This is a genomic window from Paenibacillus sp. FSL R5-0623 (genome assembly GCF_037974265.1).
Lineage (GTDB): Bacteria > Bacillota > Bacilli > Paenibacillales > Paenibacillaceae > Paenibacillus.
On the sequence record NZ_CP150233.1, the window covers coordinates 5,484,465 to 5,499,773 of the forward strand.

The 15,309-nt window shown below is 49.5% G+C and carries 10 protein-coding genes; 3 read left to right on the forward strand and 7 right to left on the reverse strand.

The window, feature by feature from the left end; genetic code table 11:
• Positions 1 to 384: 384 nt before the first annotated feature.
• The 5 genes from MKY92_RS24165 to MKY92_RS24185 form a co-directional block, all read right to left on the reverse strand.
• Positions 385 to 1,116: a sugar phosphate nucleotidyltransferase gene (locus MKY92_RS24165; protein WP_339297919.1), complete on the reverse strand. Its 732-nt coding sequence runs from the start codon at positions 1,114 to 1,116 to the stop codon at positions 385 to 387.
• Entirely contained in the window at positions 1,113 to 1,886 is a 774-nt protein-coding gene (locus MKY92_RS24170) for a glycosyltransferase family 2 protein (RefSeq protein ID WP_339297920.1), read from the reverse strand. Before MKY92_RS24170 ends, MKY92_RS24165 begins: the two co-directional genes overlap by 4 nt.
• On the reverse strand, positions 1,886 to 2,998 hold the full coding sequence (locus tag MKY92_RS24175; protein ID WP_339297921.1) for a glycosyltransferase: 1,113 nt from the start codon (positions 2,996 to 2,998) through the stop codon (positions 1,886 to 1,888). Before MKY92_RS24175 ends, MKY92_RS24170 begins: the two co-directional genes overlap by 1 nt.
• 41 nt (positions 2,999 to 3,039) lie before the next feature.
• A complete protein-coding gene (locus MKY92_RS24180; RefSeq protein ID WP_339297922.1) occupies positions 3,040 to 3,996 on the reverse strand; it encodes a glycosyltransferase in 957 nt (318 codons plus the stop codon).
• Between the two features lie 435 nt (positions 3,997 to 4,431).
• On the reverse strand, positions 4,432 to 4,731 hold the full coding sequence (locus MKY92_RS24185) for a hypothetical protein (protein WP_339297923.1): 300 nt from the start codon (positions 4,729 to 4,731) through the stop codon (positions 4,432 to 4,434).
• 34 nt (positions 4,732 to 4,765) lie between these two features.
• Between MKY92_RS24185 and MKY92_RS24190 the strand changes: the two genes are divergently transcribed.
• Positions 4,766 to 6,331, forward strand: coding sequence for a M4 family metallopeptidase (locus tag MKY92_RS24190; RefSeq protein WP_339297924.1), 1,566 nt, complete (start codon positions 4,766 to 4,768; stop codon positions 6,329 to 6,331).
• Between the two features lie 170 nt (positions 6,332 to 6,501).
• Here MKY92_RS24190 and MKY92_RS24195 read toward each other — a convergent pair whose 3' ends face one another.
• The gene (locus MKY92_RS24195) at positions 6,502 to 11,706 is read right to left on the reverse strand and encodes a WIAG-tail domain (RefSeq protein ID WP_339297925.1); all 5,205 of its coding nucleotides are present in this window, start codon (positions 11,704 to 11,706) and stop codon (positions 6,502 to 6,504) included.
• Positions 11,707 to 12,082: 376 nt separating this feature from the next.
• Between MKY92_RS24195 and MKY92_RS24200 the strand changes: the two genes are divergently transcribed.
• Positions 12,083 to 13,213: a YheC/YheD family protein gene (locus MKY92_RS24200; RefSeq protein WP_339297926.1), complete on the forward strand. Its 1,131-nt coding sequence runs from the start codon at positions 12,083 to 12,085 to the stop codon at positions 13,211 to 13,213.
• An 85-nt stretch (positions 13,214 to 13,298) separates the two neighbouring features.
• Positions 13,299 to 14,090, forward strand: coding sequence for an archaetidylserine decarboxylase (gene asd, locus MKY92_RS24205; RefSeq protein WP_047841263.1), 792 nt, complete (start codon positions 13,299 to 13,301; stop codon positions 14,088 to 14,090).
• A 347-nt stretch (positions 14,091 to 14,437) separates the two neighbouring features.
• Here asd and MKY92_RS24210 read toward each other — a convergent pair whose 3' ends face one another.
• Positions 14,438 to 15,223, reverse strand: coding sequence for an AraC family transcriptional regulator (locus MKY92_RS24210; RefSeq protein ID WP_036605807.1), 786 nt, complete (start codon positions 15,221 to 15,223; stop codon positions 14,438 to 14,440).
• Positions 15,224 to 15,309: the final 86 nt, after the last annotated feature.

A 15,309-nucleotide genomic window follows, 5' to 3' on the forward strand; every position in this document is an offset into this window, starting at 1 on the left:
AGCCAGCTTTGCCTGCTCTGCCAACAACACTGCCCGTGTTGCTCGCTTGGCCTGCACGGACCTTATGCGCTGCGCCTGCAGATGTACCCGCTTTGGTCAGGGTACTACGTTTACCTGACTTCACACCTCTGACTCCAGCAGAACCTGTACCTGCTGCTGCCGGAGTGCCACTGCCCATAAATACGGCCGGGTGGATGCCCCGGGGCTTACCCGACACGGAGGCCCTAGCGGCCCCGGCACGTGTCACTACTCTCACGCCATTCCCTCCTTTGGCATGCACGAGGATTGTCGCTGCGCAAAGCGCCGGAGCATCCTTCCAGCTCCGGCGCAGAGTGTTCTGCTCCCATGGGGCACCGCACAGCGGCAGCATCAGGCGCATATATTTTAGGGCAATTGTCCTTTCATGCGGACAGCTGCTTCCTGGAGCGAATCAAATGTACCTGCATCACTCCAGTATTTCTGCAAAATGTCGTATTCCAATCCACCAGCAGATGCGTAGTGATTATTCACATCCGTAATTTCAAGTTCTCCGCGCGCAGACGGAGCAATGTTGCGAATCAGGTTAAATACATGATCGTCATACATGTATATGCCCGTCACACAATAAGAGGTTTTCGGCTGGCTTGGCTTCTCCTCGATGTACGAGATTCGCTCTGGATGCTTTGGATCAAAAACAGGCACCCCGTAACGTCGTGCATCATCCACCTCTTTGAGCAGAACTCGCGCTGTACCAGCAGGTTGCTGCATGTAACGGTCCACATAAGGCTTCAGATCATCGCTGAAGAGATTATCTCCGAGAAGCACAACGAATTTTTCTCCAGGAAGGATAAAAGTGGTCGCCAGATCCAACGCTTCCGCAATTCCGCCTGCCTTTTCCTGAATGCGATAAGTCAACTTCACCCCATGATCCGCTCCGCCACCAAGATAATCTGTATATAACCCGGCGGAATGTTTGTTGATCACAATCAATAGATCATCAATGCCTGCCTGGCGGAGCCTGTCGATGCCATACATAATCATCGGATGTTTACCGACTGGAAGCAGATGTTTGTTAATGAGCCGGGTCAGCGGATACAGTCTAGTTCCTGTTCCGCCGGCAAGAATTACACCTTTCATTCCACGTTCCCTCCTTCATCGGATATGTCCATATATTCAAGCGGATCGACATGCCATTTGTTCATAAAAATCGAACGATTACGCTCAAGCAGCTGTTTCCACGCTACCGGATCTGTCTTCTGGAAGCTGGCACTTCCCTGATGATGCACGAGAACATCTCCACATACCAGCAGGCGATATCCCTGCAATCTTGCTCTATAACAATAATCGTCATCCTCATAGTGTCCCGGAGAATATGCCTCGTCAAGCAGTCCAACCGATTCCACGACATCTCGTTTCATCAGCATGCACAGACCAACGATCCGGCGTACTTCCCTCCACCTTGAAGAATCCGCAATATTATTGGAATGGGCTAACTCCTGAAAATGTTCCATGTCCCGAAACGCCAGTTCAATCTGCTGGATGCCGCTTGCATAATTCGTAACAGGACCCGTGATCCCAATGCTTGCGTCACTGTACAGAGCCGTTCGCAGGTTCTCCAGCCAACGGGGCGTGACCGTAACATCATTGTTCAACAGCAACAGCTCATCCCCGCAAGCTGCACGAAGTCCAGCATTACACGCTGCCGGAAACCCCCGATTGTCCGGGAACCTTACAAATCGAATTCGCTCCAGCGCACAATATTCAGCCGTTCCATCCGTCGAACCGTTATCTACCACGATAATTTCATATGACGCAGGATCGCCCGAGTATTGACGTATGGCATCGATGCAGGGCCTGATCAGATCCAGGCCATTGTAAGTTGGGATAATCATACTCGTCAGTGTCATTAGGCGTTCCTCCTGTAAGCCACTTCTACACGGGAGAGTGTATGTGCCTGGGCTGGATTCCAACCTGTACCCAGCAATGTAGCCAGTGCCTCCAGATGATCTCCGATGATCAATTTGGCGACATCATTCCCACTTCCCGTGTTACCAGGGCGCAACCGATTGGAACGAATAACATCCACCTGACTTGGTGCCGAGACGTTCATTCCATGCTGAATAGCTAGACTTTGTGCTTTAGGTGGAACGGCCAGTGATGCTGGCTTCACGGTCTGAATCATACGACGAGATAATGCATGAGGCACAGCTGTCATGGAATTGGAACCCAGATCTGCCCTGCCTAATGTTCGGTTCAGATATGCTTTGATCCGGCTTACCTCATCCTGCCCTGCAAACGCAGGAAGCAAAGACGTCAGATTATTCAACGCCACATCCTGTCCCCGATCAACCGCGAACAGAAAGGGTGCAAGCTGTTCAGCCGAGACGACCATATCTCCATCCACAAAAAGTACCGTCTCCGCATCCGTCATCTTGGCTCCAAGTGCCCGGCCGACATCATGTCCTGCCCGATCAGGTTCATAGATTACTGTAAGTCCCGGCTGCCTTAGTACCTGCTTCAAACTGTCATCTGTCGTTCCATTCAGTACCACAATAATATCCGTCAGAGGCAACCGCTTGAGTTGCAATAACACCTGCCCCAGTGTGTGTTCCTCATTACAGGCACAGACAATGGTAGCAGCCGAATGACGAAGAGGGAGTGGCACGATCTGGAATGAATGTCCCGAGGCCTGAGCATAACCCTGCATAAATGCCTTACCTGCCTTCAGAGCTAGCTCGAAGTTGCTTAGCTCCGCAACGTTCGCCGCGTGTGCATTCCATACGAGACGTGCATGGTTTTCTGATACTGTATTGTTTGCCTTTGCCTCGCTTCCTGCAACTTGCCCCGCTTTCCACATCAAGTGCAGATCTACTTGACCAGACTTTGCTCGGCTTCTTCTTGTTTTTTGAATATCTACATGTTTATTGTTCCTATGACGCTTGTTCATTACTGTTCTTCCGGCTGTCGTTTGTCTATTTGTCGTCCGCCTGCGGCGGACAACCCCTGAACGTCCCTTCATTTCCTCACCTCCAGCATGCTGCATCATCCGATGCGACATGCTTACCTCGCTAGGTTGCGAACACGTTTCAGATCGGTATAACCTCCGCGGGGACCGAGCGTATCCGTAATCCACTTGATCGCTGCCATATGATCATTGAGTACCACTTGACTTAGCAGATCAGGTCCGCTTCGCTTTTTGATTCGTACTGCATTCATTCTACCCACAGGTACGTGATGAACAGCGCGTACCCGAAGTCCGCCGATCACTGCCTTCGCTTGTGCGAGTGGCGGAACTTCCAGTGAGGATATCCCTATGACCTCAAGTCCTGCTCGGCTTATTGCATGTGGAATAGCTGTCATGGATGCTCCTCGGAGATCGGATCTTGCGAGTATGCTGTTCAACATGTGTTTGGCCTCCACTACCGGATGAACGGGATGATGAGTGACTGGCCCATGGTAGTCGTTAAGCGCCACATCCGTTCCCTTCAGCACAGCCTTCACGTAAGGCGCAAGGTGCTCTGCGGGAATTGCGATATCTGCATCAGTAAATAGCAACACCTGACCATAGGCCGCTGCCGCGCCTACTTTTCGTCCTCCATCATGCCCCAGCGCTTCTACATACGTGAGCACTCGTGCTCCAGCCCGTTTGGCTGCGGTAGCCGTACCGTCTGTTGAACCATTCACAACGACAAGCACTTCAGCATCACGGCATATCCGCCGCGCTTCACGGACAACTGCACCAATCCTTTTCTCCTCATTCATGGCAGGAATAATGACCGAGAGCATCGGTCGCCTAGAAACATCCCTGTGTGAAGGAGCATCACTCATGCCATTTTCCGCTCCATTCTCTACTCCATCCTTAGCCTGTGACATCAGCTGTTTGGATGGAATAACGAACATATAGGCCTTTGTACCCTTTTTGTGTCTAGACTTCCATTTTCGTTTCTTCAGTACTGTTTTTCTTCGTGTCACATTGGATCGAGTTGCATAACGTACTGTGGCACGTGTTTTACGCAACAGTTTCACCTCCCGCATTCGATCATCGGCATGCCAAGGGAGTACACGTTATTCTATGTATTCGTGGAGCAGTGGAAACGGCGTTTGTCCTTGCACGAAGCAGGTTCTCCCTGTGAACACGAGGGTACAGGCCTTGCTTTTAGACAAAATACGTCAAAATATGTGGAAAACGCTACCTCTCCCCTACTTCAGACACAATTTTAACAAAAATCTAAAATTGTATCTTTTCCAAAGTTTTACATTGTGATAATATACGTTCCAAGCAGTTTTATTTACAAAAATAACCTTGTGGTGAACGTAAGTTCCCATATATTTTTAAATCAATTTATTGACCTTAGGTTGATTAGATGATGACCTCATTCACAGAACCTGTTAAACAGATACATTTTACTCTTGAGAGGAGTGATGCCGTTCAGAACACACTGCCTTTATCATTTACGCAAACCCGGATTGAACACCCCAGTTTTCCGTGAACGTATCTTCTACCTGCGCAATTGGACAACCCCCGGCTTGGCTGAAAGAGGAACACAATAGACGATTAAACCTTCGGGTTGAACTGAATAAACGGTTATCCTTTTTGTTTGGTGTCGTGCTTAACACTTCCCGAGCTAAGGCCAAGCCGATTTTGTTCCAATCGTTTCTTGTCTTATTCCACGCTTCAGGTTCAGCCCCACGCTCCGCGCTGCCCGAGTTGCAGACGGAATTCCAACCGAGACTGGCATGAACATTTTCCAACCAAAAAATAAGTTTAAGAATGGGAGAGTTTACTATGAAATTTGCCAAAGTTATGCCAACAATTCTTGGAGGAGCTCTTTTGCTCGCTTCCGTATCCTCTGCTACTGCAGCTCCATTGTCTGATCAATCCATTCCACTTCAGGCCCCTTATGCCTCTGAGGAGGGTATTCCATTGAACAGTGGAACAGATGACACCATCTTTAATTACCTTGGACAGCAGGAACAATTCCTGAATTCCGATGTGAAATCCCAGCTCAAAATTGTCAAAAGAAACACAGATACATCTGGCGTAAGACACTTCCGCCTGAAACAGTATATTAAAGGTATCCCGGTATATGGTGCCGAACAGACGGTCCACCTGGACCAAACCGGAGCCGTTAGCTCCGCACTTGGCGATCTTCCACCGATTGAAGAGCAAGCCATTCCGAATGATGGTGTAGCCGAGATCAGCGGAGAAGACGCGATCCGTATTGCAACCGAAGAAGCAACCTCCCGGATCGGAGAGCTTGGTGCAGCGGAAATCACACCTCAAGCTGAATTGAACATCTACCATCATGAAGAAGATGGTCAGACGTATCTGGTTTACATTACGGAAGTAAATGTACTGGAACCTGCCCCTCTACGGACCAAATATTTCATTAACGCAGTGGATGGCAGTATCGTATCCCAGTTTGACCTCATTAACTTCGCTACTGGAACAGGTACAGGTGTGCTTGGAGATACCAAAACCCTGACAACTACCCAATCCGGCAGCACCTTCCAACTGAAAGACACCACTCGCGGCAATGGCATCCAAACGTACACGGCGAACAATGGCTCCTCACTGCCTGGTAGCTTGCTCACAGATTCGGATAATGTATGGACTGATCGTGCAGGTGTAGATGCTCACGCTCATGCGGCTGCTACGTATGATTTCTACAAAAACAAATTCAACCGTAACGGTATTAATGGTAACGGATTGTTGATCAGATCAACCGTGCACTACGGCTCCAATTACAATAATGCCTTCTGGAACGGAGCACAGATTGTCTTTGGTGACGGAGATGGAACGACGTTCCGATCCCTGTCTGGTGATCTGGATGTTGTGGGCCATGAATTGACGCATGGTGTTATTGAATATACAGCCAATCTGGAATATCGTAATGAACCAGGTGCACTCAACGAAGCCTTTGCCGATATTTTCGGTAATACGATCCAAAGCAAAAACTGGCTGCTCGGTGATGATATCTACACACCTAACATTCCAGGAGATGCGCTACGCTCCCTCTCCAACCCTACATTGTATGGTCAACCTGACAAATACAGCGATCGCTACACAGGCACACAGGACAACGGTGGTGTCCATATCAACAGTGGTATCATCAATAAAGCTTACTACCTTGCTGCTCAGGGCGGAACACATAATGGTGTGACTGTTACCGGAATCGGTCGGGATAAAGCGATCCAGATTTTCTACAGCACACTGGTGAACTACCTGACACCAACGTCCAAATTTGCCGCTGCCAAAACAGCTACCATTCAAGCAGCCAAAGATCTGTACGGAGCAACTTCCGCAGAAGCTACTGCTATTACCAAAGCGTATCAAGCTGTAGGCCTGTAAAATCTTATTTTAATGTAGTTGAACTTATAATGTACTCATCATAATGGTAACGAAACGTTCAGACACCCCTCACCGTCCGAACGGATTAAGCTGATATCAATTAAAAGCGGTGTCCCGGACAACTCTGGACACCGCTTTTGTCATTTGTTTATTACGGATACAATCCTGCACTATCCTTGCGAAGGTCCCGCAGCAATCCATGACAACAACCCGTACGTATGCTTGCAATCTGCCGTACGTGACACTTCAAGAACCGCTTCATCTTCACTCTGTGAGAGCAGGGAAATCTGGAATCCCCGATCATTGCTCATGCCCACAATCACATAATGTTCTGAAGCAAATGATTCTTCAAAAACAACGGTTACCTCTGTGCTTACTTCACTCTCTGGCAGTACAAAAGCTTCCATCCCGAATTGTTGTACAACCGGTTGTTTGCTTACGCTGCGAACGGGTTGGAAGGCCAGATGTTTGGCCTGAACTGCCCCCGATTGCAACTGGCTGCTGCCCACGGCATCATCACACAGATGCTCCTGTGTAATCGATTGTTCACTTAACATAAACTCCGTAGTTCCAGCGATCTCCTGTGACCGTTCAAGCTGTGGTTGCTGAGACTGATCTGCCTGATCTGCCTGCTCCGTCGTGAACAAAGCTGCCGATGGTTCGCCAAGCTGATCTGTTTGGGATATCAGCTCTTGTTGTTCCTCCAGACCAGCACTCGGCAATGCCTCGACAATGACCTGCTGTGATTGCTGTACACCTTCATTTTCTGGTTGAAGCAATCCCTCTTGTCTTTTGATCGCTGCCAGCTGTTCCAGCGTTTCTCCACTGAACTGACGGATCGCATTCCATATCTCTTCGCTCAGATGCGCTGGACCTACAATCCCCGCATTCAAATGATTAGAGGTAATACTCTGCTCACTCAGTTTGCTGCCGTTCACGCTGCCATCGGCCAATTTGGCACTGGTGACGGACCCATTTTGCAGATGGACCCCGCTTACTGCTTCCTCTTCCAGATGGGTTGTGCGAATACTGCGTTCTTGAATATGATCAGCATGAATGGTTCCATCCTGAATATGACGAGTTTGCACACTTTTGTCTGCCATGTGGATAGCCGATACCGCACCTTCAAGCAATTTATTACCGTTTACACTGCCGTCAGCCATTTTGGCACTTGTTATGGAACCATTGTGCAGATGAATAGAACTTACCGATTCCGCTTTGAGGTGGGAGATCCCAATGCTTCGCTCTTGAATATGGTCAGCATGTATGGCTCTCTCTTGGATATGACGGGATTGCACACTTCCATTGGCAATATGAACATCCGACACCGCATCTTCAAGCAGTTTGTCGCTGCTCACACTGCCATCCGCCAGTTTGGCGCCCGTTACAGACCCATTTTGCAGATGAACCGCACTTATTGCTTCCTCCTCCAGATGGGACGTACCAATGCTATGCTCCTGAATATGATCAGCAAGGATCGCTCCTGCCTGGATATGGCGAGTTTGCACACTTTCCGATGCGATATGGCTCCCCAATACAGCATCTTCGAGCAATTTGCTGCCGCTAATGCTACCATCAGCCATTTTGGCACTTGTGACGGACCCATTTTGCAGATGAACCGCACTTACTGCTTCCTCTTCCAGATGGGCTGTGCCTATGCTTCGCTCCTGAATATGACCAGCGTGAATAGCTCCTGCCTGAATATGCCCGGATTGCACACTTTCCGATGCGATATGAATCCCGGATACCGTACCTTCGAGTAACTTGCTGCCAGTTATACTGTCATCCGCCAGTTTAGCACTCGTTACAGATCCATTTTGCAAATGAATGGCACTTACCGACTCCTCTTCCAAATGTGCTGTGCCGATGCTCCGCTCTTGAATATGATCAGCAAGGATTGTTCCCTCTTGAATATGACGGGATTGCACACTATCGTCTGCAATGTGGATATCTGATACTGCTCCCTCAAGCAACTTGCTGCCGGTTACACTGCCGTCGGCCAACTTGGTACTTGTCACAGATCCATTCTGCAGATGAATGGCACTTACGGCTTCCTGTTCCAAATGAAGCATGCCGATGCTGTGCTCCTGAATATGGTCACCAAGGATTACTCCTGCCTGGATATGGCGGGATTGCACACTTTCAGAAGCGATATGGATTCCTGACACCGCATCTTCGATCAACTTACTGCCGGTTACACTGCCGTCGGCCAGTTTGGCACTGATGACAGACCCATTTTGCAGGTGAATCGCACTTACGGCTTCCTCCTCCAGATGGGTTGTGCCGATGCTCCGCTCCTGAATATGGTCAGCATGAATGGCCCCTGCCTGAATATGCTCGGTTTGCACACTTTCGGACGCAATATGAATCCCCGATACGGTTCCTTCAAGCAATTTGCTGCCGTTTATACTGCCATCCGCCAGTTTGGCACTTGTTACAGATCCATTTTGCAAATGGACCGCACTTATAGACTCCTCATCCAGATGAACTGAGCCAATACTGCACTCTTGAATATGATCAGCAAGGATTGCGCCTTCTTGGATATGACGGGTTTGCACACTTTCATTGGCAATGTGAGTAGCCGATACGGTTCCTGCAGCTAATTTGCTGCCATCCACACTACCCGTTGCTAATTTGGAGCGTGTTACAGATTCATCCTGCAAAATAATCGTACTTACCGCTTCTTCTTCCAGATGAGATGTTCCGATGCTGCGTTCATGGATATGATGAGGAAGAATCTCACCATCTTGAATATGACGGGAATGCACAGCTCCTTGCTGCAGGTGAACAGCACTTGTCGACTCTGCCTGAAGATGCAAACCACTGATCAAACCTGGCTGAAGGTGAGCTGCTGTAATGGATAAAGGTGCCAGATGGTCTGTTTCGACAGATCCGGGTGCCAAGTGATGCGATGTAACCACCTGTTCAGCAATATGCTCCTCATGAATAATGTCTGGCTTCAGATGCTGTGAGCTCACTACTTGAGTCCCCAAATGATCAGATTTCACGCTGCCTTCAGCCAGATGAACGGATTGTACAACGGATGGCTGCAAGTGCTCGCTACCTACAGCAGCCTGTTGCAGTTCTGTCCCGGATACCGAGTCTGCTGTCAAATGGTCCGCACTTATGGAGCCATGCCGAAGTTTGTTGCCGGTAATACTGCCATCAGCAAATAATTCCGGTGAGCGTATTTCTTCCGATAAATGTTCCAGTGAAACGGAATGCTGCTTCAGGTGATACCCGCGAATAGTTCCTGCTGGAATATGTTTGGCGTTAATGCTCTCTGCCATAATCTTGGAAGAAGTCACGCTGCCGTCTGCCAGTTTAGCTGACGTAACAGCAAAATCCGCCAGTTTATCTGTGGCAACACTTTCTGGTGAGAGCTTGGGGGAGGTAACCGCATGATCTGTTAGATGAGGCGGAAAAATGGACCCGCCAGCCAGCTGGGCTGAAGTTACACTATCAATAGCCAATTTGTCTGTTGTGACCGCGGCCCGTGCAATGGCATCCGTTTCCACACTGCCCGGCTGAAGATGAGGTACACCTACGGCATGTTCTGTCAGATGTTCCGATTTCACTGCATAAGGTCTCAGGGCCTCGGAACCCACGCTGCCTGGAGCCAGATGTGTCCCTGTGACTCCACCACTCGCAAGATGCGAGGATATAACACTTCCCGGGGCAAGCGCTCTGCTACTCACTGATGCCGTTCCAAGCTTTTCTGTTGTCACACTTTCATCCGCGAGTTTAACGTCTGTAACGGCAGCATCCTGCAATTCATACGTACCCACGGCCGACTCTGCAAGATGCCGCTCACACACCACGTCGTCTGCAAGAGCATCTCCGGACACACTTCCGGCAGATAGATGAGTTGCTTCGATGCTTCCACTTGCAATGTGAATGGAGTGAATTGCGGAATTGTCCACATGTACCGGTGTGATTCCCCGATTCGCAATGTGTTCCGCACGAATGGACCCTTTGGCAAGATGTTTACCCTGTACGGCTTCATCCGCAATTTTGGAAGAAATGACGCTCTGATCAGAGATCTTGGATGCCGTAATGGACTGCTCCAGCAATTTGGCTGTTCCCACCGACTGGTCTGCCAGTTTGCTGCTGGTTACTGCACCTTCCGTCAAATGCTCACTGCCCACTTCTCCATTGCCGATCTGCTCCTTGCCAACGGAATGAGCGCGAATCTGACTTGATCCGATTGAACCGTCCAGGAGATGTCTTCCAGTTAGTGAACCCTCAGCTAAATGTCTTGTTTGTATGGATCCATCCTCTATCTGGTCACCCCCAATACTGCCATTTAATAGTTGTGAACGACCGACAGACCCTTCTGCCAGATGTGTCTGTTTAACAGCACCTGCCTGAATGTGGTGAGACTCGATGGACAGTTCTTCGATTTTGCTGCCTGTGACAGCAACATCCCGAATTTTGGATGTAGTCACTGCATCGTCAGCCAGTTTGGAGGTATTCACAGCTCCTCCCGTGAGATGTCTTGTATCCACCCCGCTAATCGCAATTTTGTCTCCGGTTACGGCATGATTCTGAATTAAATCTTCCGTGACCAGCATGCGGCTGAGATGCCTTGTGCCGATGGAACCGTCGGCAATTTTGGCCGAATCGATGACCTGGTTGCCAAGCTTCTGAGAAGTAATACTGCCATCTCTGATTTTCTCACCGGCAATAGACGCATTTCGTATTTTATGACCAGACACAGATCCGTCAATCAGGTGCTCTTCAGATACAGACGCTTCCGCAAGCTTTGCCGAAACAATGGCCCCGTCGGCAATGTGAATGCTGGTCACCGCATAATCCTGCAATGCTTCACTGCCAACCGCATCCGGTTTCAGCTTGGAGGCATCCACAGAGAAAGGAGCCAACTTGCTCTCCGTAACAGCAAATTCACTCAAATCGTCCGTGTAGATGTAGTGTCCGGTATGACCCGGCATCTGGTTTTGGTTCAGGATCTGCAGCCGGTCCTTGCTTGTTATCTCCTGTTTGTTGATGTCCTGCTCTTCTTCCAGAGCAAGCGGAGCCAGGCTGCTAACCTGAATCTGCTTTTCCGAGCTATCTTGTGTCTCGACTTCCTTGCGATCAGACTCTACGGGTTCTGGCTTGATTTTGGCTTCGATCCCTAGCTCTTCCAGCTCGTTTTTTGAAGCAGGTAGCTCCGTTGATTCGAATAGGAGTTCTTCCGACTCCTGAACAGCTCTCGAATCCCTTTTGTTCGTATTCAAGCGTTCTTCCCTATTCACAGTGAAACCTGAGTTCATCTTGTCTGCCCGGCGATCAGTCAGTTCCAATTCCTTAAATTTCGGGCTCACATGCCGCAGTTTCGGCGTTGGAACCTTCTTTTTGCCATTTTTACTCATGCAGCTTGCTCCTTCCTCTAACGTTCATCTCCGGCATCATATGCTCCCATATGGGCATCTGCCACTTCATTTATGACTTTTGCGGATCCCAGAGCACGAATGATACAGGCGTCAAGACAGGAAGGTTCGATGATCTTCGTGGAAATAGGCGTGTCAGGGCAGCAGAGGAAAGGCGGCTGTCCACGCCCCCGTCCCAGTCATGTCATAGGATATTATGTCTAGGTCGTGTCTGAAAACGCCTTGAGCAAGCACTAGTGCATGGCTATGCATATATACACCGGTCTGCGTTATCGCGATGTCTGAGCCATGCGGTGACAGGCCGGCATTCCATGAATGGACGATCCATGGTCGCGATAACATCGAAGGAGGAACGGTCATGCTCCAAGAAACGATCGGCATTATGTTCGATTCACGCATGTACCGGGGGATACCGGCCGGAAGGACCGGTCAGGAATCACTCGCGAATTATGAACAGGCAGCGGCCAGTTATGGATTAACCCCCTGCTTTTTGAGGCTGGAAGATATTGATTCGGATCAAAAAACATGTCTTGCCTATGTAAAAAAAGAAGGCAGATATGTTCGCGAGCGCATGCCACTGCCCTCCGTCATTCATAACCGATCACTCCAGCTTCGCCGGACGGAACAGCATCAGATCACCAAGCTGATGTTGCAGGGTATCCAGATATTCAACGTTCGCAACCGGTACCGTAAAGATCACATTCATGACATGCTTCATCAGGACCTCGCCTTGCGAGAACACCTGCCCCGTGCAGTTAAAGCTACGCCAGAGTCTCTGGCCTATATGATGGAACAATATGATGACCTCGTCATCAAACCATGCAGCGGTAGCATCGGTCATGGTATTATGCGAGTCTTCGAGCGAGATGGACAGTGGAAACTAACTTGTGAGACGAAGGCTTCACGCAAAGGGTGGGCAACCTTCCGATTGAGCAAAGGACAGCTTCCTTCCGCCACCCTAAGGCGGATCTTTCGCCATGCCTACCTCATTGAGGAGCGTATCCCACTGGTACGTTATGAGGGCAGGCCGGTCGATTTGCGGGTATCTGTACAACGTGGCAGCGATGGTCTTTGGGGCATAACAGGCATGTTTGCCAAAGCGGCTCCTGCCCATACGTTTGTCAGCAATATCGCCCAGGGCGGTAAAGTCATGAAGCTCGCAGAGGCCCTTGGATTAGGAGAACCTGGCTTCGACCTGGCTCGACTGGAATACAGAATCGGACTCGTTGCACTTCGAATTGCCCAGAACCTGGCGGCCAGTCTGCCACATCTGGCTGATCTGGGCCTTGATCTCGGGATAACGCGCAGCGGCCAGATCTATTTTATTGAATGCAATGGACGGGATCAGCGTTACGGTTTTCGCAAGGCGGGAATGTCGGAACACTGGAAGGCAACGTACAGCAAACCGATGGCTTATGGGCGTCTGCTGCTGGAACAGAATTCGAGGATTCCGAGACAACCGCAGACATACGATAGGAGACTATATTGATTTCGTGTGCATTCTGTGTCAATATTATGCAGAACGGCCGGTCTTGCCGGCCTTGAAGTTCGCATTAACCCTAAGGGGGATATTCATGGCAAAAACGCTGTTGCGATTAATGACCGAGCTTTCTTCGCGCAAATGGATCTCCCGGACTGTGGGAGCCTTCTCCAAAAGCCGGGGAAGTAAGGCATTTATCCCTTATTTTGTCCGGACCTACGACATCCCTGTTCAGGAGGCCGAGAAAGACTGGAAGGAATACCGTTCACTGAACGATTTCTTTACCCGCAAATTAAAGCCGGGCATGCGCCCGTTGGAACTTTCAGAGCATGCACTGATCAGCCCGGTAGATGCCAAGATTACGGCAGCCGGTCCAATATCTGCAGGGACACTCCTGAATGTTAAGGGACAAAATTATACACTTGCTGAATTATTAAACCATTCTCCCCATCTGGAGAAGTACAAGCACGGGTACGGGTTCGTCCTCTATCTCAGCCCTCGCGACTATCACCGCATTCATGCACCTGTCAGCGGCCGCAAAATAGAGAGCGAACATATCAAGGGCAAAGTTTATCCCGTAAATGACTTTGGCCTGACCCATATGAGATCCGTGCTTAGTCGAAACGAACGGCTCATTACGTATATCGCACACGATTACGGTGAAGTGGCGGTTGTCAAAGTAGGTGCGATGAACGTGAGTAGCATACAATATGCTGATACGGACACAAGTACCTGGGCACAAGGCGATGATCTGGCCTATTTTGAATTCGGTTCCACCGTTGTTCTGCTGACGCAGAGTGGCACATTCGAACCAAACCCGGGCTTACAGCCAGGCGATTCGGTCAAGATGGGCGCATTGCTTGGTCGTTTGAAACCGAAGAACTAATGAGTCCCTACGCAATTAAAGAGGATGGCGCAGCACCTGTAACCAGGTATTGCGCCATCCTCTTTATGCATTCATATTCATCCATGTATACATGCAATACGAAGCTTCGCTCCGTCGTTATTGGTCTGCTGAGTTCTCCTCAAAACCACACATCTTGCAAGTCCTCTGCCGGTTTGAAGCGACGCAGACGGTTCCGGAAAATATTGCATCCCTTCGTAGAGCATCCCCGGTTGCGGACCCGACGTTTTCCGTTCATCACAAGTTCCCCCTTTTGGTCATCTGGAATGCTAGATCATTACCCTTGCGTTCCAGACTTGAAACGGTTTCCTGTTTTTCTCATCAGAATTTTAACGAATCTCGGACGGGCTTTTGCCGGTATATTGCTTGAACTGACGACTGAAGAAGAAAATATCCCGGTAACCCAGAGCATCCGCCACTTCGGTCACATTCATGCCGGTATGCACCAGCAGATGTTCCGCCCGTTCAATACGCATGCGGATAATATAAGATTGCACTGAAGATCCTACCAGTTCCTTGAACTTGATCGAGAAGTATCGGGGCGATAAGCCAGCCCGCGCAGCCAGATCTTCCACCCGATGCGTAATCCCCGGATGCTGACGCACATAATTGGCGACCTCCTGGATCACATCGGATAACTGGTTGCTTACCTTTTTCTCCACAGGTTCTTCGGTATCAGCGCGCAGCAAATGAATCATCAACTGCTTCAGAATCAATCGGCTCTCTTCATCACGTCCGTACACATCCGATAAGAACAGTCTTACATAACGTGCCAGCAGGTGCTCAAACTCCACCGTTTCCTGTACCTCGCGATAGGACTGGGGAACATCAGCAACAGGCACGTCCACATCAAAATGAATATACGTAAGTACCAGCGGTTTTTGCTTATTATGTGTTGCAGTAGGATGATCTCCTGGCCTGAACAGAAAACAACTCCCCTTGCCAACTTCATACGACTGGTCATTCAGTACAAGCGTTCCTTCACCACTCCATACATAAAATAAATCATAGTTTTGCATCGGTTTTTCGCGCTTCTGCCACTTCCAGCCCGGTTCACAGACAATTTTGGCGACAGCGGGCAAAATAACAAATGATGACGGCGATGCCTGCAGCATGTCGCCACTCCCCCTTGATAGTTAATCTCTCTGCATATGGCATCATTCTGATCTGAATCTCACTTCTTCAATCCAGGCCATATGTA

Excerpts from the sequence above, each read along its gene's own strand:
- MKY92_RS24195 (WP_339297925.1), bottom strand. The coding sequence starts at position 11,706 with ATGAGTAAAAATGGCAAAAAGAAGGTTCCAACGCCGAAACTGCGGCAT.
- asd (WP_047841263.1), top strand. The coding sequence starts at position 13,299 with ATGGCAAAAACGCTGTTGCGATTAATGACCGAGCTTTCTTCGCGCAAA.
- MKY92_RS24175 (WP_339297921.1), bottom strand. The coding sequence starts at position 2,998 with ATGAAGGGACGTTCAGGGGTTGTCCGCCGCAGGCGGACGACAAATAGA.
- MKY92_RS24190 (WP_339297924.1), top strand. The coding sequence starts at position 4,766 with ATGAAATTTGCCAAAGTTATGCCAACAATTCTTGGAGGAGCTCTTTTG.
- MKY92_RS24170 (WP_339297920.1), bottom strand. The coding sequence starts at position 1,886 with ATGACACTGACGAGTATGATTATCCCAACTTACAATGGCCTGGATCTG.
- MKY92_RS24200 (WP_339297926.1), top strand. The coding sequence starts at position 12,083 with ATGCTCCAAGAAACGATCGGCATTATGTTCGATTCACGCATGTACCGG.
- MKY92_RS24210 (WP_036605807.1), bottom strand. The coding sequence starts at position 15,223 with ATGCTGCAGGCATCGCCGTCATCATTTGTTATTTTGCCCGCTGTCGCC.
- MKY92_RS24165 (WP_339297919.1), bottom strand. The coding sequence starts at position 1,116 with ATGAAAGGTGTAATTCTTGCCGGCGGAACAGGAACTAGACTGTATCCG.